At 64.3% G+C, this 21356-nt stretch carries 20 protein-coding genes; 14 read left to right on the top strand and 6 right to left on the bottom strand.

What is annotated here, in order from left to right:
- Positions 1 to 165 precede the first annotated feature (165 nt).
- Both SR858_RS07310 and SR858_RS07305 read left to right on the top strand, forming a co-directional pair.
- Positions 166 to 1461: a Glu/Leu/Phe/Val family dehydrogenase gene (locus SR858_RS07310; protein ID WP_019922091.1), complete on the top strand. Its 1296-nt coding sequence runs from the start codon at positions 166 to 168 to the stop codon at positions 1459 to 1461.
- A gap of 99 nt (positions 1462 to 1560) precedes the next feature.
- Positions 1561 to 2793 (top strand): malic enzyme, encoded by a 1233-nt coding sequence (locus SR858_RS07305; protein ID WP_019922090.1) that lies wholly within the window; start codon positions 1561 to 1563, stop codon positions 2791 to 2793.
- A 31-nt stretch (positions 2794 to 2824) separates the two neighbouring features.
- Here SR858_RS07305 and senA read toward each other — a convergent pair whose 3' ends face one another.
- Positions 2825 to 4030, bottom strand: coding sequence for a selenoneine synthase SenA (gene senA / locus SR858_RS07300; protein ID WP_019922089.1), 1206 nt, complete (start codon positions 4028 to 4030; stop codon positions 2825 to 2827).
- Between the two features lie 24 nt (positions 4031 to 4054).
- Between senA and senB the strand changes: the two genes are divergently transcribed.
- The 4 genes from senB (at position 4055) to leuA (ending at position 8837) form a co-directional block, all read left to right on the top strand.
- Positions 4055 to 5206, top strand: a complete 1152-nt coding sequence (senB, locus tag SR858_RS07295) for a selenoneine biosynthesis selenosugar synthase SenB (RefSeq protein WP_019922088.1) — start codon at positions 4055 to 4057, stop codon at positions 5204 to 5206.
- Positions 5203 to 6249: a selenide, water dikinase SelD gene (gene selD, locus SR858_RS07290; protein ID WP_019922087.1), complete on the top strand. Its 1047-nt coding sequence runs from the start codon at positions 5203 to 5205 to the stop codon at positions 6247 to 6249. The genes senB and selD overlap by 4 nt, the downstream gene beginning before the upstream one ends.
- 13 nt (positions 6250 to 6262) lie before the next feature.
- Positions 6263 to 6760 (top strand): DUF1993 family protein, encoded by a 498-nt coding sequence (locus SR858_RS07285; RefSeq protein ID WP_019922086.1) that lies wholly within the window; start codon positions 6263 to 6265, stop codon positions 6758 to 6760.
- A gap of 382 nt (positions 6761 to 7142) precedes the next feature.
- Entirely contained in the window at positions 7143 to 8837 is a 1695-nt protein-coding gene (gene leuA / locus SR858_RS07280) for a 2-isopropylmalate synthase (RefSeq protein ID WP_019922085.1), read from the top strand.
- An 11-nt stretch (positions 8838 to 8848) separates the two neighbouring features.
- Here the strand turns inward: leuA and SR858_RS07275 are convergent, their stop codons facing one another.
- The 3 genes from SR858_RS07275 to egtD all read right to left on the bottom strand — a co-directional run bounded on the left by SR858_RS07275 (position 8849) and on the right by egtD (position 11812).
- Complete coding sequence (locus SR858_RS07275; protein WP_084669976.1) at positions 8849 to 9421, bottom strand: GNAT family N-acetyltransferase; 573 nt, start codon at positions 9419 to 9421, stop codon at positions 8849 to 8851.
- 148 nt (positions 9422 to 9569) lie between these two features.
- A complete protein-coding gene (gene egtB / locus SR858_RS07270) occupies positions 9570 to 10829 on the bottom strand; it encodes an ergothioneine biosynthesis protein EgtB (protein WP_154819898.1) in 1260 nt (419 codons plus the stop codon).
- A 17-nt stretch (positions 10830 to 10846) separates the two neighbouring features.
- Complete coding sequence (egtD, locus tag SR858_RS07265) at positions 10847 to 11812, bottom strand: L-histidine N(alpha)-methyltransferase (RefSeq protein WP_019922082.1); 966 nt, start codon at positions 11810 to 11812, stop codon at positions 10847 to 10849.
- Between the two features lie 153 nt (positions 11813 to 11965).
- On the opposite strand from egtD, the gene SR858_RS07260 reads away from it, so the two are divergent.
- The 8 genes from SR858_RS07260 to SR858_RS07225 all read left to right on the top strand — a co-directional run bounded on the left by SR858_RS07260 (position 11966) and on the right by SR858_RS07225 (position 19565).
- On the top strand, positions 11966 to 12841 hold the full coding sequence (locus tag SR858_RS07260; RefSeq protein ID WP_040377840.1) for a putative selenate ABC transporter substrate-binding protein: 876 nt from the start codon (positions 11966 to 11968) through the stop codon (positions 12839 to 12841).
- A gap of 24 nt (positions 12842 to 12865) precedes the next feature.
- Positions 12866 to 13711, top strand: coding sequence for a phosphonate ABC transporter ATP-binding protein (locus SR858_RS07255; RefSeq protein WP_019922080.1), 846 nt, complete (start codon positions 12866 to 12868; stop codon positions 13709 to 13711).
- Between the two features lie 17 nt (positions 13712 to 13728).
- Complete coding sequence (locus tag SR858_RS07250) at positions 13729 to 14589, top strand: PhnE/PtxC family ABC transporter permease (RefSeq protein WP_019922079.1); 861 nt, start codon at positions 13729 to 13731, stop codon at positions 14587 to 14589.
- Positions 14586 to 15392, top strand: coding sequence for a phosphonate ABC transporter, permease protein PhnE (gene phnE, locus SR858_RS07245; RefSeq protein ID WP_019922078.1), 807 nt, complete (start codon positions 14586 to 14588; stop codon positions 15390 to 15392). Before SR858_RS07250 ends, phnE begins: the two co-directional genes overlap by 4 nt.
- Before the next feature lie 6 nt (positions 15393 to 15398).
- A complete protein-coding gene (locus SR858_RS07240) occupies positions 15399 to 16088 on the top strand; it encodes an ABC transporter ATP-binding protein (RefSeq protein ID WP_019922077.1) in 690 nt (229 codons plus the stop codon).
- A gap of 177 nt (positions 16089 to 16265) precedes the next feature.
- Positions 16266 to 16553 (top strand): hypothetical protein, encoded by a 288-nt coding sequence (locus tag SR858_RS07235; RefSeq protein ID WP_019922076.1) that lies wholly within the window; start codon positions 16266 to 16268, stop codon positions 16551 to 16553.
- Between the two features lie 240 nt (positions 16554 to 16793).
- Positions 16794 to 18359, top strand: coding sequence for a DUF1800 domain-containing protein (locus tag SR858_RS07230; protein ID WP_019922075.1), 1566 nt, complete (start codon positions 16794 to 16796; stop codon positions 18357 to 18359).
- 15 nt (positions 18360 to 18374) lie between these two features.
- Positions 18375 to 19565 (top strand): DUF1501 domain-containing protein, encoded by a 1191-nt coding sequence (locus SR858_RS07225; protein ID WP_019922074.1) that lies wholly within the window; start codon positions 18375 to 18377, stop codon positions 19563 to 19565.
- Positions 19566 to 19567: 2 nt separating this feature from the next.
- Here SR858_RS07225 and fdhD read toward each other — a convergent pair whose 3' ends face one another.
- Together fdhD and SR858_RS07215 are read right to left on the bottom strand one after the other, a co-directional pair.
- Complete coding sequence (gene fdhD, locus SR858_RS07220; protein WP_019922073.1) at positions 19568 to 20386, bottom strand: formate dehydrogenase accessory sulfurtransferase FdhD; 819 nt, start codon at positions 20384 to 20386, stop codon at positions 19568 to 19570.
- 119 nt (positions 20387 to 20505) lie between these two features.
- On the bottom strand, positions 20506 to 21294 hold the full coding sequence (locus SR858_RS07215) for a GNAT family N-acetyltransferase (protein ID WP_019922072.1): 789 nt from the start codon (positions 21292 to 21294) through the stop codon (positions 20506 to 20508).
- Between the last annotated feature and the right edge of the window lie 62 nt (positions 21295 to 21356).

Genomic DNA, 21356 nt, shown 5'->3' with positions numbered 1-21356 from the left:
TCAAAAATAGTAAAAATAATGTAACTATGCGTCTTTTGCATAACCGGATGCGCAGACGGCATTGGCCGCTCCTGCGGCGCAGTCCTATGATTCGACACACTGGAACAACGCCACAAGCCCGGTTCCAATATAACGAATTCTTGACGAATCCACAGGAGCACACGCATGACCACCGCGCACCAGCAGCACGTATTGCCTTCCTACCTCAATCCCGACGACCTGGGTCCATGGGGCGTCTACCTGCAGCAGATCGACCGCGTGACGCCGCATCTCGGCTCGCTGTCGCGCTGGGTGGAAACCCTCAAGCGCCCCAAGCGCATCCTGACGGTCGATGTGCCGATCGAACGTGACGACGGCACCATCTCGCACTACGAGGGTTACCGTGTGCAGCACAATATGTCGCGTGGTCCGGGCAAGGGCGGCGTGCGCTTCCACCAGGATGTGACGCTGTCGGAAGTGATGGCATTGTCGGCGTGGATGACGGTGAAAAATGCAGCGGTCAACGTGCCCTACGGCGGCGCCAAGGGCGGTATCCGCGTCGATCCGAAAACCCTGTCGCGCGGCGAACTGCAGCGCCTCACGCGCCGCTACACCAGCGAAATCAGCCTGATCATCGGACCAAACAAGGACATCCCGGCGCCCGACGTCAACACCAACGAACAGGTAATGGCCTGGATGATGGACTCGTACGCCATGATCGAAGGTAACCTGTCCACCGGCGTGGTGACCGGCAAGCCGATCTCGCTCGGTGGCTCGCTGGGCCGGCGCGAAGCGACCGGCCGTGGCGTATTCGTGGTGGGCCGCGAAGCGGCAGCACAGCGCGGCGTGGCCATCGAAGGCGCCCGGGTCGCCATCCAGGGCTTCGGTAACGTGGGCGGCGTGGCCGCCACCATGTTTGCGGACGCCGGCGCCAAGGTCATCGCGGTGCAGGACCATACCGGCACCGTCGTCAACGAAGGCGGCCTCGATATCGCCCAATTGCACAAGCACGTGGCCGAAGCGGGCAGCGTGACCGGCTTCCCCGGCGCCGAAGCCTTCCTGGACCGCGACGCGTTCTGGGGTATCGAGTCCGACATCCTGATTCCGGCTGCACTGGAACAGCAGATCACGGCGGAAAACGCACCGCGCATCCGCACCAAGATCATCCTGGAAGGCGCCAACGGCCCGACCACGCCGGAAGCGGACGACATCCTGACCGACAAGGACGTGCTGATCGTGCCCGATGTGCTGGCTAACGCCGGCGGCGTAACTGTGTCATACTTCGAATGGGTACAGGACTTCTCGAGCTTCTTCTGGAGCGAGGACGAAATCAACGCCCGCCTGACGCACATCATGCAAGACGCCTTCAAGTCGGTATGGGCCGTGTCGCAGGAGAAGAAGGTAACGCTGCGCACCGCGACCTTCATTCTTGCCTGCACTCGGGTGCTGCAGGCCCGCGAAGTTCGCGGCCTGTACCCTTGATGTAACGAACAGCGTCACATTGCGCCTGCACCGGTTCACGCCCGTGCAGGCGTTTTTCGCTTTAAACATAATAATTTATACATACACGATAAGGAAACCATGAGCACCATTGAACAGAAGGCCCTCGCATATCACCGTGCCGGCCGCGCCGGCAAGATCGCCATCGAAGTGACCAAGAGCGTCGCCACCCAGGAAGACCTGGCGCTGGCCTACTCGCCGGGCGTGGCTGCGCCGTGCATGGAAATCGCCCGCGAGCCGGCCAAGGCCTATGAATACACCGCCAAGCGCAACCTGGTGGGCGTGATCACCAACGGTTCCGCCGTGCTGGGTCTCGGTAACATCGGCGCGCTGGCCGGCAAGCCGGTCATGGAAGGCAAAGTGGTCCTGTTCAAGAAGTTCGCCGGCATCGACGCCTTCGACATCGAGATCGACGAAGCCGATCCCGACAAGCTGGTGGACATCATCGCCTCGCTGCACCCTACTTTCGGCGGCATCAACCTCGAAGACATCAAGGCGCCCGAGTGCTTCTACATCGAACGCAAGCTGCGCGAGCGCCTGTCGATTCCCGTCTTCCATGACGACCAGCACGGCACCGCCATCGTCGTGGGCGCCGGCATGCTCAACGCCATCGAAATGACCGGCCGCGATATCGCCACCGTCAAGATCGTGTGCTCGGGCGCCGGCGCCGCGGCCATGGCCTGCCTGGAACTGCTGGTGGACCTGGGCGCGCAAAAACACAATATTTTTGTTTGCGACAGCAAGGGCGTGCTGTCCACCGTGCGTCCGCTCGACGGCGAGAAGGCCGCATGGGCGCGCGATACACCATTCACCACGCTGTCGCAAGTGATGGAAGGCGCCGACGTGTTCCTCGGCGTATCCGGTCCGGGCGTGCTGTCGCAGGCCGACATCGTCGCCATGAACCCGCACCCGATCGTCTTCACGCTGGCCAACCCGGAGCCGGAACTGCGCCCGGAACTGGTGCGCGAAGTGGCGCCCGACGCCATCATCGCCACCGGCCGCTCGGACTACCCGAACCAGATCAACAACGCGCTGTGCTTCCCTTACCTGTTCCGCGCGGCGCTCGATTGCGGCGCCTCGACCATCAACCAGGAAATGAAGCGCGCCTGCGTGGTGGCCCTGGCCGACATGGCCCGCAGCGATGCCCGCTTCGGCAAGGACTACGTGGTGCCAGGTCTGCTGGACCCGCGCCTGCTGCGCGGCGTCACGCCGAAAATCGCCACCGCAGCGTATCGCAGCGGCGTGGCCCGTAAAGAGCTGATCGAATCGGAATACGCGGACGACCTGGTGGAACTGGGCGAATCGCTGATCTGATCTTCACCATACCACCTGCCCTTGGCGCCGCTCAGCGCGGCAAGGCGCAGGTGCGCAGTCCCGCGAACATGTCGTCGCGCTCCGGCGTATAAAAATTGCGGTAGCGCGGCGAGATAAAGCGCGCAGGCGTGGCAAACGACGCACCGCGCAGCACCTGGTGGCTGGAAAACCACGGCTGCGAATACTCGCGGTACCGGTCCGCCGCGAAGCCCGGGTACGGCTCGAACGGCGTAGCCGTCCATTCCCACAACTGGCCCCAGCGAAACGCCGGGTGGCCCGACAATGCAGCAAACTCCCATTGCGCTTCGCTCGGCAAACGCCGTCCTGCCCACGCACAATAAGCCAGTGCTTCGTGCAGGGTGATGTGGCGTACCGGCTCGGCGCCGTCGAGGTCTGCCGCCTGTCCGAAGCGCACGGTGCGCCACTGCGCGCCGTCGCGGTGCCAGTAGCGCGGCGCGCTGCGCTCCTGGCGCAGCAGCCAGTCGGCGCCTTCCCGGTTCCAGAACTGGCGATGGTCGTAGCCGCCATCGTCGACAAAAGCGGCAAATTGGTCGTTGGTCACCAGCGTGCTGTCGATGGCGAACGGCGCGATGTCGAACCGGTGCGCCTGGCGCTCGTTGTCGAAGACAAAGCCGGGGCCGTTGGCGCCCAGCTCGAACGTGGCGCCGGCAAAGCCGATCTCCGACGGCGCATAACCACGTTGTTCCGGTGCGGCCGGCACGACGCCTGGCGGCGCGGCCAGCCCCAGCGTCTGCAAGGTGTAGAGCAATGCTTCGCCATGCATGTCCTCGTGCGCCAGCGCCAGCCGGTATGGGTACAGCGCGGCGTCGGTATCGGGTTCGCGCGCGAGCTTGTCGAGCACCCGGTCGAGCACTTCGCGACAATAGGTTTTCAGCTGCGCGGGAGGCGGCAGGTCGAGCGTCCAGCGGCTGCGGTGCGGCACCAGCGCCGAGTCGAACCAGTCATCGCCGCGCGTGAGCAGGCAGCTGCCGTTGCCGTCGGCCGGATGGCTGGACGTGGCCTCGCGCAGGATGAACCATTCGGCAAACCAGGCCGTGTGGCCGATTTCCCACAGTGGCGGATTAATCGTGCGCAGGTAAGGCACGCGCGCGGGCGCATCCATGCCGGCGGCGGCAAGGCAGTCGAACAGCCGCAGCGTATAATCGCGTGCCAGTCGGAGTGACTGCGCGAGCTGCTGCGGCGTGGCGGTCCGGAACGAACAGGGGCTGGTATTCATGCGGCGATTGTAACGGGAAAATCTTTGAAGCCACGACAGCATATCTGGATCGTCGGCCCCGCTGCGGCGGGCGCCAACAACGGCAACTGGCAGAGCGCCAGCCGCTGGGCCAGGTTTTTGCGCGCACATTACCGGGTGACGCTGGCGCAGCAGTGGCCGGCGGCACGCGCCGCTGGCGCGGCTGCTGCCCACGCCAATGCCGGCGCCGAAGCCACTGCTGCTGCCGAGGCACATGCCGGTGCCGGCGCCAGCGCCACTACTGCTGCTGCCGAGGCACAGGCCGCCGGACTGGTGACCACCACGGCCACCGGCGCGACGCCAGGCCGTGACGCGCCGCCCCCCGACCTGCTGATCGCGCTGCACGCGCGCCGCTCGGCGCCATCGCTCGACGCGTGGACGCGCGCCTGGCCCGACCGCCCTTCCGTGCTGCTGCTGACCGGCACCGACCTCTATCGCGACATCGCGGTCGACGCCGACGCCCAGCGCGCGCTGGTGCAGGCCACCGCGCTGGTGCTGCTGCAGCCGGCCGGCCGCATGCTGCTGCCCGAGGCGCTGCGCGCCGGCGCCCACGTGATCTACCAGTCCGCCACCGCGCTCGCGCCGGTGCCCGCCACGGCGCGCCGCCGGTTCGACATCGCCATGGTAGGCCACCTGCGCCATGAAAAAGATCCGCTCACCTTCATGCGCGCGGCGCAACTGGTGCGGGCGCCGGCCGCACGCCTGGTCCATATCGGCGGGGTACTGGAACCGGAGCTGGCCGCGGCCGCGCAGGCAACCGCTGCGCAGCAGCCGCGCTACCGCTGGCTGGGCGCCATGGCCCATGCCGCCACCCGCCAGCGCCTGAAACGCTGCCACGCGATGGCGCTTACCTCGCACATGGAAGGCGGCGCCAACGTCATCATCGAAGCGGTGACGGCCGGCGTACCGGTGCTGGCGAGCGACATCAACGGCAACCGCGGCATGCTGGGGGACGACTATGCCGGCTACTTCCCGCCCGGCGACGCCGCCGCGCTGGCGCGCCTGATCGACCGCACCATCGAAGAACCCCGTTTCCACCAGCTGCTGCGCGAACAGTGCGCCGCGCGCGCGCCCTTGTTCGCGCCAGCGGCCGAGCGGGCAGCATTGCTCGCATTGGTGGATAATCTGCTGAACCCTCAAGAAGGAAACAAACCATGAGCAACGACGCTATCAAACTGACCTCCTTTTCGCACGGCGGCGGCTGCGGCTGCAAGATCGCGCCCGGCGTGCTGTCCGAGATCCTCAAGAATTCCAGCGGTTTCCCGGTGCCGAAGGAACTGCTGGTCGGGATCGAAACCGCCGACGACGCGGCCGTCTACCTGCTCAACGACGAGCAGGCGCTGATCGCCACCACCGATTTCTTCATGCCGATCGTCGACGATCCGTACGACTTCGGCCGCATCGCCGCCACCAACGCCATCTCCGACGTGTATGCGATGGGCGGCACGCCGATCATGGCGCTGGCCCTGGTCGGCATGCCGATCAACAAGCTGCCGGTGGAGACCATCGGCCAGATCATCAAGGGCGGCGAATCGATCTGCGCCGAAGCGGGCATCCCGATCGCCGGCGGCCACACCATCGATTCGGTCGAGCCGATCTACGGCCTGGTGGTGATGGGCCTGATCCACCCGTCGAAAATCAAGCGCAATGCCGACGCCCGCGCCGGCGATGTGCTCATCCTGGGCAAGCCGCTGGGCGTGGGCGTGCTGTCGGCCGCGCTCAAGAAAGACCAGCTCGATGCGAACGGCTACGCCGCCATGATCGCCAATACCACCAAGCTCAACAAGCCGGGCAAGGCGCTGTCCGATATGGCCGGCGTGCACGCGATGACCGACGTCACCGGCTTCGGTTTGCTGGGCCACCTGCTGGAACTGGCGCGCGGCGCCAAGCTCGAAGCGCAGTTGGACATGGACGCCATTCCGCTGCTGCCGGGCGTGGAGCAGCTGGCCGCCGACGGTTATTTCACCGGCGCGTCGGGCCGCAACTGGGAGGCGTACGGCAAGGACGTCGACCTGGCGCCGGGGATTTCGGCCGCGCGCCACGCGCTGCTGACCGACCCGCAAACCTCGGGCGGCCTGCTGGTGTCGTGCGACGCGGCCAGCGTCGACGACGTACTGGCGCTGTTTGCGCGCGAAGGCTTCGGTGAAGCCGCTGTCATCGGCCGCATGGCCGACGGCGCGCCGCGCGTGACGGTCAACTAAACACGGAGCGGGCATGGTGCCGACGAAGTTGTTTCTGCATTACCTGGCGCGGCTCAAGCAATTGCTGCTGGTGGCCGAACGGTTCGATGCCGACGTTGGCACCGCGCGGCTGCATCCGACCATGTTTCCGCTGCTGCAACAGGCGCGCACGGCCATCGGTTTTACCTTGCGCAGCACCTGCCCGCTCGCGGGCCGGGAAATCGTGTCGTTCGGCGCCGACCACGACAGTTTTGCCAGCGTGCACGCGCAGCTCGATGCCGCGGTGGCTTACCTGGCGGCGATTCCCGATGAGGATTTTCTCGTGGCGGCGCGGCCCGTTGCCACCACCGCCGGGTTTGCAGGCCTGGCGCTCGACAGCGAAGAGTACTTTTTGCTGTATGCGGTGCCCAACTTCTTTTTCCATTACTCGATGGTGTACGCGATCGCGCGCCAGGCCGGGGTGCCGATCGGCAAGGCCGATTTCGACGGCTTCCACCAGTATCCACCCTGCTTCTCGTTCGATTCTGCGTAACAAATCCTTGACAGCGGGGCTTGCAATCTCGTACATTTAGGGCATGACTTCGCATCTGCACCTATCCGCTTTCCTGTTGCCGTTGGCTAGCGCCCTATCGCTAGCAGCGCGCCTACCTGCACACGCTTAATTTAGCGTTCAGCTGTACCCGTGTCGGCCATAAGCCACACAGTCTCCCCAAATCCAGGAAAGTTTGCACCGATGTTGACCACGGCTACCCATGCTCCATCCCGCACTGGCGATTTTTTCGCTAAGCTATTGCTAAAGCTACCGATCGGTTGCCTGGCCTAGCGTTCCGTGGCCGCCCGGCAGCCGCCCGCCACACCGCGCCAGCCATCCGCTGGCACAGCACTTTTCAAAATTCGAGACCCAGGAGCACCCCATGATGTTGCAGAACCCAGCAGCGAAATATCGCGCCTTCCCCGCCATCCAGTTGTCGGATCGTCAATGGCCTAACAATGTGATCAGCAAGCCGCCGATCTGGATGAGCACCGACCTGCGTGACGGCAACCAGGCGCTGATCGAGCCGATGAGCATCGAGAAAAAGCTGCGCTTCTTCGACCTCCTGATCAAGGTGGGTCTCAAGGAAATCGAAGTGGGCTTCCCGTCCGCGTCGCAAACCGACTTCGACTTCGTGCGCCGCCTGGTGGAAGAGAACCGCATTCCCGACGACGTCACCATCATCGTGCTGACCCAGTCGCGCGATGAACTGATCCGCCGCACCGTGGAATCGGCTGCAGGCGCCAAGCGCGCCATCATCCACCTGTACAACTCGGTAGCACCGGTGTTCCGCAAAGTGGTGTTCGGCATGTCGCGTGAAGAAATCACCAATATCGCCACCACCGGTACCAAGCTGGTCAAGGAACTGATCAAGCAGCATCCACAAACCGACTGGGGTTTCGAGTACACGCCGGAATCGTTCTCCACGACCGAACTCGATTTCTCCAAGCATATCTGCGACGCCGTCACCGCCATCTGGGAGCCGACGCCGCAAAAGAAAATGATCATCAACCTGCCTTCGACGGTCGAGTGCAGCACCCCCAACATCTACGCCGACCAGATCGAATGGATGTCGCGCAAGCTGGCCCGCCGCGACGCGCTGATCATCAGCGTGCACCCGCACAACGACCGTGGCACTGCCGTGGCTTCGGCCGAACTGGCCGTGATGGCTGGCGCCGACCGCGTCGAGGGCTGCCTGTTCGGTAACGGCGAGCGTACCGGCAACGTCGACCTGGTCACGCTGGCGCTCAACCTGTACACGCAAGGCGTGCACCCGGGCCTCGATTTCTCCGACATCGACGAAGTGCGCAAGTGCGTGGAAGAGTGCAACCAGTTGCCGGTGCACCCGCGCCACCCTTACGTGGGCGACCTGGTGTTCACCGCCTTCTCCGGTTCGCACCAGGATGCGATCAAAAAAGGTTTTGCGCAGCAAAAAGATGGCGCGCTGTGGGAAATCCCGTACTTGCCGATCGACCCGGCCGACCTCGGTCGCAGCTACGATGCCGTGATCCGCGTCAACAGCCAGTCGGGCAAGGGCGGCATGGCCTACCTGCTGGAGCAGGACTATGGCCTGGTGTTGCCACGCCGCCTGCAAATCGAGTTCTCGCGCGCGGTGCAAGCCGTGGCCGACCAGACCGGCCTGGAAATCACTGCCGAAGGCATCTACGAGATCTTCAGCCGCGAATACTTCGAGCAGAACCAGCCGTACGCGTACAACGCCCACAAGATGGTGGAAGACACCACCAGCGACGAGCCGGTGCAGATCGACATTGCCCTCACCCACCGCGATGCGGCGCTGGCCCTGAAAGGCGGCGGCAACGGTCCGATCGACGCGTTTGTCGATGCACTGGGCCTCGACATCAAGCTGATGGACTACCACGAGCATTCGATCGGCTCGGGCGCCAACGCCAAGGCGGCGTGCTATGTGGAACTGCGCCTGGCCAACGGTCCAACGCTGTTCGGCGCAGCCACTGACAGCAATATTCTGACGGCGTCGTTCAAGGCGGTGCTCAGCGCGGTGAACCGCCAGTTGAACGCCATCGACGCAGCGCAGGCCAAGGCCGCCATCGCTGCCTGATCAGGCAGCGATCAGATCGTCTGGTCGAAGCCGGACGATGCCACTGACGAGAGCAAATCGCTCTCGTCATTTTCATTGGTCAACTTCTTGTCCATCAGGATGTCGTCGTACGGCACGCCATCGACGATCAGCGCACAGTGCTCGCGGCCATACACCTTGAAGCCCAATGACTCGTACAGGTGGATCGCGGCCGCATTGCCCACCGTGACCGCCAGCGTGACCTTGGTCACGCCTTCCATGGTGGCAATACACTCCATCGCCTGGTTCATCAGCTGGCGTCCCACGCCGGTGCCGCGATACGCCATATCGACCTGCATACCGCGTATGAAAGCCTTGTGGCGCAGCTTGATCTGCGCTTCGCGCCCCACTCCCACCATACCGACCAGTCGCTCGCCGTCAAAGGCGCCGAAGCGGTTGCGGCCGGCTTCGGACGCGAAATAGGCTTCCGTGACCGACAACGGTGTGTTGCATTCCTCTTCGTAGCTGGAGGTGAAGGCGTTGGGGGTTTCGCGCAGGCCGGCAAGACGCAGCGCCTGGAAGGCAGCAGAGTCCGCCGGGGTTAATCGTCGTATGTGGATGGGCATGGTAGGAAGTAAAGTAAATGATTAGTGCGATTGAAAAGATGTTTAAATTATCATTTACCTGATTGCTAATAGCAAGCGAACGGGCACGAAAGATCGAGCGTTGCCCCGCTCTTGGTGAGAATACTCGTGAATTTGAGTGATACAGTGGTCAAGCCTGGCGCGCCAGCCGCAAGCCGGTGAACTGCCAGCGTGCACCGGCCGGGAAAAAGTTGCGATAGCTAGCGCGCGCGTGGCCGTCCGGCGTGGCGCACGACGAGCCGCGCAGCACGTACTGGTTCAACATAAACTTGCCGTTGTATTCGCCCAGCGCACCGGGCGCGACCTGGAAGCCGGGGTATGGCGCATAGCTGCTGCTGGTCCATTGCCAGCAGTGGCCGAACATCTGTTGCAGTTCCGAATTTTGCGCCGACGCGGCTGCAACTTCCCACTCCGCTTCGGTCGGCAGGCGCGCACCGGCCCAGTGCGCATAAGCATCGGCTTCAAACAGCGACAGGTGGGTCGCGGGACGCTCGAGATCGAGCGGCTGCTCGCCGTGCAGCGTAAATTCGGTCCAGGCGCCCTGCTCGTCGCAGCGCCAGTAGAACGGCGACTTCAAGCCCTGCGAGCGCACCCAGTCCCAGCCTTCGGCCAGCCACAGCGCGGCATTGAAATAGCCGCCGGCGGCAACAAAAGCCAGGTACTCGCCGTTGGTGACCAGGCGCGAGGCCAACTGGAACGGCGCCACGTATTGCTTGTGGCGCGGCAATTCGTTATCGAAACAAAAGCCGTCCCCAGCATGGCCGATGTCGGCCAGGCCGCCGTCAATATCTACCCAGGCCAACGGCGCGGCCGGCGGCGCAGCGGGGCGCGGCGCATCGAGGTAAGCAGGCAGCAAGGCGCTTTGCGCCAGAAGGTGCTTGACATCGGTGAGTATCAGTTCTTGGTGCTGCTGCTCGTGTTGCAGTCCCAGCGTGACCAGCAGTTCCAGTTGCGCGCGCTGCTGTGCATCGAGTGCGGATGCCAGCAGTCGCGCCACGCGCGCATCGACATCGTGACGGTAGGCGCGCACCTGCGCCATGGCGGGCCGGGTGAGCAGGCCGCGCTGGGCGCGCGGATGCTTGTCGCCCACGCCGTTGTAATACGAATTGAACAGCACCCGGAACGCCGGATGGAATGGCGCAAAATCCGGCTCCATGCGCTCGAGGATGAAGGTCTCGAAAAACCACGTGGTGTGCGCCATGTGCCACTTGACCGGGCTGGCGTCGGGCATCGACTGGGCGCCGCAGTCCTCGTCGCTGAGCGGCGCGGCCAGCGCCAGCGTGTGGGCCCGGACCGCGCTGTAGCGTGCGTCCAGGGGCAAGTCGCCCAGTGACGTATCGCTCGGTTGCGTGTCACCCGGTTGCGTGTAAATTACTTGCGGCTGGCGCATATCCATCAGGGATTTCCTCAGTCGGGGATGACGCGGGCGTAGATCACGGCAAACCAGTTGTTCTCGTCGGTCCATACGCGGTTGGTGGCAAAGCCCGCTTGTTCGAGCAGGCTGACGAACGACTGCCGCGTGTATTTGTAACTGTCTTCGGTGTGGATGCGTTCGCCGCTGGCGAAGTGGCGCTCATGGTTCTGCCAGCGCACCGTGACGGCGCTGCGCGCCTCCAGGTGCATTTCGATGCGCTTCTCGTGCGGGTTGAAAAACGCGTGGTGCTGCCAGTCGCGCACATTGAAGTCGGCGCCGAGCAGGTGGTTCACGTGGCGCAGCATGTTCAGGTTGAACGCGGCGGTGACGCCGATGGCGTCGTCATATGCCGCGTCGAGCACCGCGCTGTCTTTGACCAGGTCCACGCCGATCAGCAGGCCGCCGTCGTCGCCGGCATTGGCGCGCAGGCCGTGCAAAAACGCGATCGCCTGTTCCGGTGAAAAATTGCCGATCGATGAGCCGGGGTAGAAAAACAGCCGGCGCCTGGAGCGCACGCTGTCGGGCAGCGCGAAGCCGCCGGAAAAGTCGAGCCCCAGCGGGGTCATCTCGATGTGCGGAAAGCGCTGTTGCAGGCGCGTGACCGACTCGGTGAGAAAGTCGCGCGAGATATCGACCGGCACGTACTGCGCCGGTTGCAGCAGCGGGAACAGGCTGGCCGCCTTGGCGCAATTGCCCGCGCCCAGGTCGATCAGCGAGACGCCGGTGCCGATGTCCTGCGCCATGGCGGCGCCGTGGGCCGCGAAGATCGCCGCTTCGGTGCGGGTGGGATAGTACTCGGGCAATTCACAAATCGCTTCGAACAGCCGCGAACCGAGACTGTCGTACAGGAACTTGGGGGACGTATGGGCGGTGGGGGCCAACAGGCCGGCGGAAATTTCCGCGATGACCGCAGCGCTGCCGTGGGCGCGCGCGGGATGCTCCGGGCGGGTTGTCTGCATAAATTGCTCTGCCTTTAGGGGTAATGCCGGTCTGCACTAGGCTGCAAGGCAAGAGCCGACTTTTTGTTATCATAGCCGAATACGCATTCTTTCGCGGCGCGCATAAAAACACTGTGCGGCGTTTCACCCAACTCACCCTTAGGGCCTTCCATGATGAAATTTTCCTCCCTGCGCACCTTGAAATCGGTGCTGGCCGCCGGCTTACTGGTGACCGCAGCATTCGCCCAGGCGCAATCGGCCAACGGCGTGTTCCGCGTCACCGCGATTCCCGATGAAGCACCGACCGAGCTGCAGCGCAAGTTCAAGCCGCTGGGCGACTACCTGGAAAAGAAAATCGGCATGAAGGTCGAGTTCACCCCGGTGACCGATTACGCCGCCTCGGTGGAAGCGCTGATCAACAAGAAAGTGGACATGGTGTGGTTCGGCGGCTTCACTTTCGTGCAGGCCAAAGAGCGCAGCAAGAACCAGGTCACGCCGCTGGTGCAGCGCGCCGAAGATGAAAAATTCCGCTCGGTGTTCATCACCACCCAGAAAGACATCAACAAGCTGGAAGACCTGAAAGGCCACACCTTCACCTTCGGTTCGGAATCGTCCACCTCGGGCCACCTGATGCCGCGCTCGTTCCTGCTGGCCGCCAAGATCAATCCGGACACCGACCTGAAACGCATCGCCTTCTCCGGCCAGCACGACTCCACCGTGGCGGCAGTGGCCGGCGGCAAGGTCGATGCCGGCGCACTGAACATCTCGGTCTGGGAAAAGCTGGTGGCCGAGAAGAAGGTCGACCCAAGCGTGGTGCGCGTGTTCTACACCACCCCCGGCTACTACGACTACAACTGGACCGTGCGCACCGACATGAACGCGGACCTCAAGAAAAAGCTGACCGATGCCTTCCTGGCGCTCGATCCGAAGAACCCGCAAGACAAGGTGATCATGGACCTGCAACGCGCATCGAAGTTCATTCCGACCAAGGCTGAAAATTACATCGCCATCGAAGCTGCCGCGCAAAACGCCGGCCTGCTGAAGAAGTAATCCCAGCTTTTATCTCAGCCCTGCATGCCGACCTACCATTTGCACGACCTGACGGTGCGCCATCGCGGCGCATCGTCAGGTGCGCCTTCAGGCGTCCCCCTGCCCGCGCTGCGGGGTCTCTCGCTCACCATCGAACAAGGGGAGCAACTGGCGCTGATCGGCCCATCCGGCGCCGGCAAGACCACCTTGCTGGCCACCCTGGCGTGCGCGCAGCAGCCCCTTGAGGGCACTTTCACCATGTTCGATCAGGATCCGTGGGCGCTCGGCAACGCTGCGCGCCACCGGTTGCGTGCGCGCCTGTTCCTGGCGCCGCAAACGCCGCCGCTGCCGCCGCGCCAGCGGGTGGTGACGGCGGTGCTGGCCGCGCACCTGCCGCAATGGAGCATCTGGCGCGCACTGGCTTCGCTGTTCAAGCCGGCCGATCCGCAAGCCGCGTGGCAGGCGCTGGCGCGCTTCAACCTCGGCGATAAACTGTATTCGCGCGTGGACCGCCTGTCGGGCGGCGAACGCCAGCGCTGCGGCCTGGCGCGGCTGCTGCTCTCCCCGGCGCAAGCGCTGCTGGTGGACGAGCCGCTGTCCGCGCTCGACCCGGTGCTCTCCGAACTGACCTTGAGTACCCTGCGCGAAGAGGCCGCCGCGCGCAACGCCACTTTGGTGTGCAGCCTGCACCAGGTGGACCTGGCGCTGGCGCATTTTCCGCGCATCGTCGCCCTGCGCGCCGGCCGCATCGTCTTTGACCTGCCGCGCGAGCAGGTCACGCCACAGATGATCGCCCAGTTGTACCAGGGCGAACCCGCCAGGCCGGCACCGCCAGCAGCACCGGAACCGGAGACCCTGCCGGTCAAACCCGGCGCCGGCGCCTGCCTGTGACCGCAATGCACCGCCCGATGTCCGCCCGCTCATCCACGCAGTTGGCCGCGCAGTTGCCGGCGCACCTGCACCGCGATCCGGCCTGGCGCGGCCGCATCATCGCCTGCCTGCTCGCGGTGGCCCTCGTGTGGCCGATGCTGGTGATGAGCGAGTTCAAGCCGTGGATTTTATGGGATTGGCAAAGCCTGTCCGCCACCGGCCGCTTCCTGTCAGACTTCCTGGTACCCGCACACGACCCGGAATTCCTGCAACTGCTGCTGCGCGAAACTTGGCAAACGGTGGCCATTGCCACCGCCGGCCTGGCGCTGGCGCTGGTGGTGGCCATTCCGGCCACGCTGATCATCACCGACCGGCTGTCGATCTCGGCGCTGGGCAACGGCCGCACGCGCCTGCCCGCGCGGTTGCTGCGCCAGGGCGTACGCTGGATCCTGATCCTGCTGCGCAGCGTGCCGGAACTGGTGTGGGCGCTGCTGTTCGTGCGCATCATCGGTTTCGGCCCCACCGCCGGGGTGCTGGCCATCGCGCTCACTTACTGCGGCATGCTGGGCAAGGTGTATGCCGAGATCCTCGAATCATCGGACACCCACAGCACCGACACCCTGCTGGCCAACGGCAGCGGCAGGCTGGCTGCGCTGCTGTACGGCGCGCTGCCGGAATCGGCGTCCGAACTGATGTCGTACACGGTGTACCGCTGGGAGTGTGCGATTCGCGGCTCGGTGGTGATGGGCTTCGTGGGCGCCGGTGGCCTCGGCCAGCGGATGGACGAATCGATGAAGATGCTGGCCGGCGCCGAGGTGTCGTCGATGCTGCTGGTGTTCGTGCTGCTGGTCGCGCTGGCCGATTTGTTTTCCAAAATCTTGCGGCGGCGGCTCGGATGAAGCATATGCATGACACCCAACACATGCCCAGGCCGCCGGCGCGCGACTGGACCATCATCGCCGTGATGGCGCTGCTTGCCGCGCTGGTGGCAGCCAGTTTCGCGTCGCTGCCGCTCAAGTGGCGCGACTTTTTCACGCTCGACGCCGTCAACAGCGCCGCCGAACTGCTGGCCGGCTTCGCTCCGCCGGAAACCGCCACGCCGTTCCTGGTCAAGACCGCGTGGGCCACGCTGGAAACCATGTCGATGTCGGCACTGGGCACGCTGCTGGCGGTGGTGGCCGGGCTGGCGCTGGCGCTGCCGGCGTCGGGCCGCCTGGGCCAGGCGCCGCGCGCGGGCGTGCGCGCCCTGCTCAACGTACTGCGCTCGATTCCCGAACTGGTGTGGGCTTCGATCCTGCTGATTGCCGCCGGCCTGGGGCCGTTTGGCGGCACGCTGGCGCTGGCTGCCCACACGGCCGGGGTGCTGGGCCGGCTGTTTGCCGACGCACTGGAAAACGCCCCGCCGGGACCGGAAGCCACGCTGCGCACCAACGGTACCAGCGCCGCTGCCGCATTTCTCTACGCCACCCTGCCGCAAACCCTGCCGCAGATGCTCTCGTACACGCTGTACCGCTGGGAAAACAATATCCGCGCCGCCGCCATCCTGGGCGTGGTGGGCGCCGGCGGCCTCGGCCAAATGCTCAAATACCACCTGTCGCTGTTCCAGATGCAGCAGGCGGCCACCGTCATCATCGCCATGCTGGTACTGGTGGCCCTGGTAGACGCCATCAGCTATGCGCTACGGCGCGCCCTCACCCGCTAGGTTTTTATGCCCACGCCCCTGTTAGAACTTCGCAACCTGTCCAAGTCGTACCAGGGCCGCCCGGTGCTGGCCAACCTGTCGTGGACCTTCCGGGCCGGCGAATTCGTAGCCATCATGGGCGACTCGGGCGTGGGCAAGTCCACCCTGCTCAACCTGATCGCCGGCCTCGATGCGCCCGATCCGGCCAGCACCTCGTCCATCATCATCGATGGCGTGCCGATGGCGGGCCTGGACGACGACGCCGCCACCCGCCTGCGCCGTTCGCGCATGGGGTTCATCTTCCAGGCCTTCCATGTGCTGCCGCACCTGACCCTGCTGCAAAACGTCGCCCTGCCGCTGCTGCTCAACGGCCTGCCCGTGGCGCGCGCGGCCGAGATGCTCGACGCCGTGGGCCTGGGCGGGCGTGGCGACGACTTCCCCCATCAACTGTCCGGCGGCGAGATGCAGCGCGTGGCCATTGCCAGGGCGCTGGTGCACCGCCCGGCCCTGGTGCTGGCCGACGAACCCACCGGCAATCTCGACCCCGACACCGCCCACGGCATCCTGGAACTGCTCCACCGCGAGATCAAATCGACCGGCGCCTGCGCCATCATGGTCACACATTCGCACATCGCCGCCGAAATGACAGACAAAATCCTACAACTATCGAAATGCGGCATACAAGAAACAACAATCGTCAAGCCATTTGAGCAATAAACAAGATAATTCAATTGTTAAACGCTGCAGCCAGGGCCGCAAAGGAGTATGATTTGAACTAACTTGCACGGTTATCAAGAATGTTGAGTAGCGCTCCACATTCAAAGCAATAGTGTGAGCGCTAGCCTTGCTGGGAAGACGTCATTTCTTCACGTTTAAGCTAAGGAGGAGCGAAAAATGAACGTAAGGCAAAAAAAGATGGAATTGATCGAAGCGATGAATCGTGCTCGGGCGCTGGAACCTTCCAGTTTTGTTCCGAACAAGTTACTCGATACTTTGATCGAAAAGATGAACCTTAAAAACGATGCAGAGCTGTGCCGCGTTTTGGAAGTTCAACCGCCGATCATCAGCAAAATTCGCCACCGTAAGTTGGCCGTGGGGGCCACGATTTTGCTGCGGATGCACGAAAAGTCAGATATCAGCATCCGAGAACTAAAAGATCTGTCGACCGCCTCAATGCATTGAACAGCCTCGCTGATCTTGCTATGCCAGGCGCCGGCATGCGGTACCGGCGCCCCCAATGCGATCATGCTTCAGCCCAAACCCCGCTGACAGCTGCATTACTCTCCCCCCTCCAGTTTTACCTCCCGGCTGTGCCTACACGTCCCGTCTCCCGGTAACAATTTGTTGCACCCTACACAAAAGAAATATAGCAGGGCCCTCAATTTGGCATACTCTTGCGTCATTAGCGTTCCGGGACACGCCATGCAAACCAAAACCAACACGATGCGCACCTTGATCGTCACGCTATTTGCCGGCGCAATCACGCTGCTGGCCGGCTGTGCCGCCACCGGCGACCGCGCTCCCGGCACTGCTGGCGCCGCCATCATCACGTCCGCGCAATTGCCCGCCGCCGTCAACCGCGTCAGCTGGGGCGTCAACCAGGGCACCTGGCAGCAGGCGCAGGCGCTGGGCTATGATGCCTGGCTGGAGCAGCAGCTGCGGCCGTCCCCGGCATTCTTGCCGGCCGCCGCCCAGACCCAGATCGACGGTTTAACCATCGCCAGCAAGCCGCTGCCGCAGCTGGTGGCGGACCTGGAACAACAACGCAAGGACGCCGACAAGATCGCCGACGACGAACAAAAGAAAACCGCGCAAAAGGCTTACCAGCAGGCGATGAACAACCTGGCGCGCGAGGCGGCCACGCGCTCGCTGCTGCGCGACCTGTATTCGCCCAACCAGTTGCAGGAGCAGATGGCGTGGTTCTGGATGAACCATTTTAACGTCCACTCGGGCAAGAGCAACCTGCGCGCGCTGGTGGGCGACTACGAAGAAACCGCGATCCGGCCGCATGCGCTGGGCAAGTTCCGCGACCTGCTGGGCGCCACCGTGCGTCATCCCGCCATGATCCGCTACCTGGACAACGAACAGAATGCCGCCAACCGCATCAACGAAAACTATGCACGCGAGCTGATGGAGCTGCACACGCTGGGCGTGGACGGCGGCTACAGCCAGCGCGACGTTCAGGAACTGGCGCGCATCCTCACCGGCATCGGGATCAACCTGGGCGATACGGCACCGAAGGTGAAAAAGGAATTGCAGTCGCAGTACGTGCGCACCGGTCTGTTCGAGTTCAATCCCAACCGCCACGACTACGGCAACAAGCAGTTCCTGGGCCAGCCGATCAAGGGACGCGGCCTGGCCGAGGTGGACGAGGCGCTCGACCGCCTGTGCCGCAGTCCGGCCACGGCGCGCTTCATCAGCCGCAAGCTGGCCGTATATTTCGTCGCCGACGAACCGCCGCCGGCGCTGGTGGCCCGCATGGCCGCAGTGTTCCAGTCGTCCGACGGCGACATTGCGGCGGTCATGCGCACCATGCTCACATCGACCGAGTTTGCCGAGTCGCTCGGCAAGAAATTCAAGGACCCGGTGCACTACGTGGTCGCGGCCGTGCGCCTGACCTACGACGACAAGGTGGTGCTCAACACCGCGCCCATGCTGGGGTGGCTGAACCGCATGGCGCAGCCGCTGTACGGCCGACAAACGCCGGACGGCTATGCGCTCACCCAGCCCGGCTGGGCCAGCCCGGGCCAGATGACCACCCGCTTCGAGATCGCCAAGGCCATTGGCTCGGGCAACGCGGGACTGTTCAAGGCCGAAGGGCCGCAGCCGCAGGAACGCGCCGCGTTCCCGCAACTGGCCAGCGCCTTTTACTACCAGTCCTTGCAGCAAACCCTGGCGCCGAACACGCGCCGGGCACTGGAACAGGCAACCTCGCCGCAGGAATGGAACACCCTGCTGCTGTCGTCACCGGAACTAATGCACCGTTAGAACAAGGAGACCACCATGGAACGCCGCACCCTGCTCAAATCGCTGGCCGCACTGCCCCTTGCAGCCACCGCCGCCGGCAACCTGTGGGCCGCACCGGCCAGCAAGACCCGCCTGCTGTTCGTGTTCATGCGCGGCGGCTACGACGCCACCAGCCTGCTGGTGCCGATCTCGAGCGACTATTACTACCAGGTGCGGCCCAATATCGCCATCCCCAAGCCGTCCGACGATTTGAAGTCGGCGCTGGCCATCAATGCCGACTGGGGCCTGCACCCGGCGCTGCGCGACACCATCTACCCGCTGTTTACCAGCGGCGAGGCGGCGTTCGTGCCGTTTGCCGGCACCGAGGACCTCTCGCGCAGCCACTTCGAAACCCAGGACAGCATCGAACTGGGGCAACCGCTGCAAGGCACGCGCGATTATCGCTCCGGCTTCTTGAACCGGCTGGCCACCACGCTCAATGCCGACCGCGCCAGCGCCATTTCATTCACCGACCAGCTGCCGCTGATCATGCAGGGCACGGCGCAGCTGCCCAACATGGCGCTGCGCTCGCTCGGCAAGCCTCAGGTCGATGCCCGCCAGGCCCGCATGATCGCCGCCATGTACGACGGCAGTCCGCTGGCGTCGCAGGTGCGCGAGGGTTTCGTGGTGCGCGAGGACGTGATGAAGCAGATGATAGGCGAAATGGACGCCGCCAACCGCAACGCCATCACCGCCAAGGGTTTTGAACTGGAAGCGCGCCGCATCGCCAGGCTTATGAAGGAGAAATACAACGTCGGGTTTGTTGACGTGGGCGGCTGGGACACCCACGTCGGCCAGGGCAACGGCGCGGGCTACCTGTCCAACCGCTTCGAGGAACTGGGCCGCGGCCTGGCCGGCTTCGCCCAGGAAATGGGGCCGGAGTGGAAAGACACGGTCGTGGTGGTGGTCAGTGAATTCGGCCGCACCTTCCGCGAGAACGGCAACCGCGGCACCGATCACGGTCACGGCTCGGTGTACTGGGTGCTCGGTGGCGGCGTGCGCGGCAACGCGGTGCGCGGCGAGCAGATCGCGCTGGAACAGAAAACCCTGTTCCAGAACCGTGACTACCCGGTGCTCAACGAATACCGCGCCATGTTCGGCGGCCTGCTGGCGCGCATGTACGGCTTGAATAGCGGCCAGGTGGAAACCATCTTCGGCACCAGGGGGCGCGATCTCGGCTTGGTATAAAGTCAAGTGTACTCGACGCAATCGTCCTTGCGGCAAAAGCTCACCAGCTTGATGCCGGCTGCCAGCGCGACGTCGATCGCCAGGGTGCTCGGGGCCGAAATGGTGGCCAGCAGCGGGATGTTCAGGCGTGCGGCCTTGCGCACCAGCTCATAGCTGGCGCGACTCGACATGAATACAAAGCCTTGGGTCATGTCCACGCGCTCGAGCGCCAGGTAGCCGATCAGCTTGTCCATGGCGTTGTGGCGGCCCACGTCTTCGCACACGCGCAGCACGGCGCCACTGGCGTCGCACCAGGCGGCGGCATGGACGCCGCCGGTGGCGCGCATCAGGTGCTGGTGCGCGCCCAATCCGGCTGCGGCGCGGGCGATGGCCGGCGCCAGCGACACGTCGTCGTGCAGCGGCGCGGCGTCAATGCGCGGCGGCGTGACATCGATCAGCTCCAGGCTCTCGACACCGCACACGCCGCAACCGCTGCGCCCCGCCATCGACCGGCGCTGCTGCTTGAGCAGCATGAAGTCTTCCTGCGCGATGGTCAGCGCCACCTCCACGCTGCGCGCGTGTTCCTGCACTTCGATATCGAACACGTCGGACGCCTTGCCCACCAGGCCTTCGGTCAGCGCAAAGCCCATGGCAAACGCCTGCAGGTCGCGCGGCGTGACCATCATCACCGCGTGCGAGATGCCATTAAACACCAGCGCCACCGGCAGCTCTTCCGCCACCTGGTCGGTGGTGGCGATCGCGCCTTCCGGCGCGATGCCGCGATGGCGCAGCACCGGGCGCTGCTGGGTGCCGCTGCGTTCTGTTTCCTGGTCGAGTTTCATTGCCGCCCCGCGTAGTCGTACAAGGCTCGATTGTACCGCGCAGGGACGCCCAGGGGCGGTCGCTGCCGCAGTCCATCCCGACAAGGCTGGGGCGGCGTATCGCCGAAGGCGGGGTGCGGTCAAGCTGCCAGCGGCTCGCCGCCCACGCCATAGTGGCGCGCATAGCGCGCATCGAGGTTCGCCAGCGGCATCATCAGGAACAGGTCGGCGCTTTCGAAATCCGGATCCCAGGCCGGTTCGCCGCAAATCCACGCGCCCGAGCGCATATAGCCCTTGAGCAGCGCAGGTACTTGCGGCTTTTGCGCCGCTTCCAGCTTGCCGAACGGGAATGGCAGGTGCGGAGTTACGCGGTATTCGAGGGGAGCGAGGTGCTTGCCGATCAGTTGCTGATAGACGGCGACGGCATTGTGGCCGCCATCGGCCAGGCTGATGCTGGCGCAGCCGATCAGGTAATCGCAATTTTCGCGGCGCATGTACTCGGCCAGGCCGGACCACAGCAACATGATCACGCTGCCGCCACGGTAGGCGGGATGGATGCAGGCGCGGCCCGCTTCCACCATGCGGCCGCGCAGGTGATTGAGGCGGCCAAGATCGAACTCGCCTTCGGAATACAGGCGGCCCAGCTTGCGGGCGCGGGTAGCGCTCAGCAGGCGGTAAGTACCGACGACTTTGAGGGTATCGACATCGCGCACGATCAGGTGGTCGCAATAGGCGTCGAATTCGTCGCTGTCGAGGCCATCGGGGCTTTCGAGCGAGGACAGACCCATGGTTTCGATGAAGACTTTGTAGCGCAGGCGCTGCACTTCGTGCAGCTCTTCCGGCGTGCTTGCCATGCTCAGCACCAGCTTGCCGGAAGCGGGACGGACGTCCGCCGGGAGGTTCGCAGCTTGTAAGATCGAGGTTTGCATGCTTCATCCTTTGTGTGGGTGACGAAGCAAGCGTAACCATCGAATACTTCAAGGAAATGACA

The organism is Duganella zoogloeoides (assembly GCF_034479515.1).
Lineage (GTDB): Bacteria > Pseudomonadota > Gammaproteobacteria > Burkholderiales > Burkholderiaceae_D > Rugamonas > Rugamonas zoogloeoides.
Note: the sequence above shows the minus strand (reverse complement) of the source record. Positions and strands in the feature narration are given on the sequence as shown.

Excerpts from the sequence above, each read along its gene's own strand:
- SR858_RS07235 (WP_019922076.1), top strand. The coding sequence starts at position 16,266 with ATGAACGTAAGGCAAAAAAAGATGGAATTGATCGAAGCGATGAATCGT.
- SR858_RS07230 (WP_019922075.1), top strand. The coding sequence starts at position 16,794 with ATGCAAACCAAAACCAACACGATGCGCACCTTGATCGTCACGCTATTT.
- fdhD (WP_019922073.1), bottom strand. The coding sequence starts at position 20,386 with ATGAAACTCGACCAGGAAACAGAACGCAGCGGCACCCAGCAGCGCCCG.
- SR858_RS07215 (WP_019922072.1), bottom strand. The coding sequence starts at position 21,294 with ATGCAAACCTCGATCTTACAAGCTGCGAACCTCCCGGCGGACGTCCGT.
- SR858_RS07225 (WP_019922074.1), top strand. The coding sequence starts at position 18,375 with ATGGAACGCCGCACCCTGCTCAAATCGCTGGCCGCACTGCCCCTTGCA.
- SR858_RS07250 (WP_019922079.1), top strand. The coding sequence starts at position 13,729 with ATGTCCGCCCGCTCATCCACGCAGTTGGCCGCGCAGTTGCCGGCGCAC.
- SR858_RS07285 (WP_019922086.1), top strand. The coding sequence starts at position 6,263 with ATGGTGCCGACGAAGTTGTTTCTGCATTACCTGGCGCGGCTCAAGCAA.
- SR858_RS07275 (WP_084669976.1), bottom strand. The coding sequence starts at position 9,421 with ATGCCCATCCACATACGACGATTAACCCCGGCGGACTCTGCTGCCTTC.
- SR858_RS07260 (WP_040377840.1), top strand. The coding sequence starts at position 11,966 with ATGAAATTTTCCTCCCTGCGCACCTTGAAATCGGTGCTGGCCGCCGGC.
- SR858_RS07240 (WP_019922077.1), top strand. The coding sequence starts at position 15,399 with ATGCCCACGCCCCTGTTAGAACTTCGCAACCTGTCCAAGTCGTACCAG.
- egtB (WP_154819898.1), bottom strand. The coding sequence starts at position 10,829 with ATGCGCCAGCCGCAAGTAATTTACACGCAACCGGGTGACACGCAACCG.
- SR858_RS07305 (WP_019922090.1), top strand. The coding sequence starts at position 1,561 with ATGAGCACCATTGAACAGAAGGCCCTCGCATATCACCGTGCCGGCCGC.
- SR858_RS07310 (WP_019922091.1), top strand. The coding sequence starts at position 166 with ATGACCACCGCGCACCAGCAGCACGTATTGCCTTCCTACCTCAATCCC.
- SR858_RS07255 (WP_019922080.1), top strand. The coding sequence starts at position 12,866 with ATGCCGACCTACCATTTGCACGACCTGACGGTGCGCCATCGCGGCGCA.
- phnE (WP_019922078.1), top strand. The coding sequence starts at position 14,586 with ATGAAGCATATGCATGACACCCAACACATGCCCAGGCCGCCGGCGCGC.
- selD (WP_019922087.1), top strand. The coding sequence starts at position 5,203 with ATGAGCAACGACGCTATCAAACTGACCTCCTTTTCGCACGGCGGCGGC.
- leuA (WP_019922085.1), top strand. The coding sequence starts at position 7,143 with ATGATGTTGCAGAACCCAGCAGCGAAATATCGCGCCTTCCCCGCCATC.
- senA (WP_019922089.1), bottom strand. The coding sequence starts at position 4,030 with ATGAATACCAGCCCCTGTTCGTTCCGGACCGCCACGCCGCAGCAGCTC.
- egtD (WP_019922082.1), bottom strand. The coding sequence starts at position 11,812 with ATGCAGACAACCCGCCCGGAGCATCCCGCGCGCGCCCACGGCAGCGCT.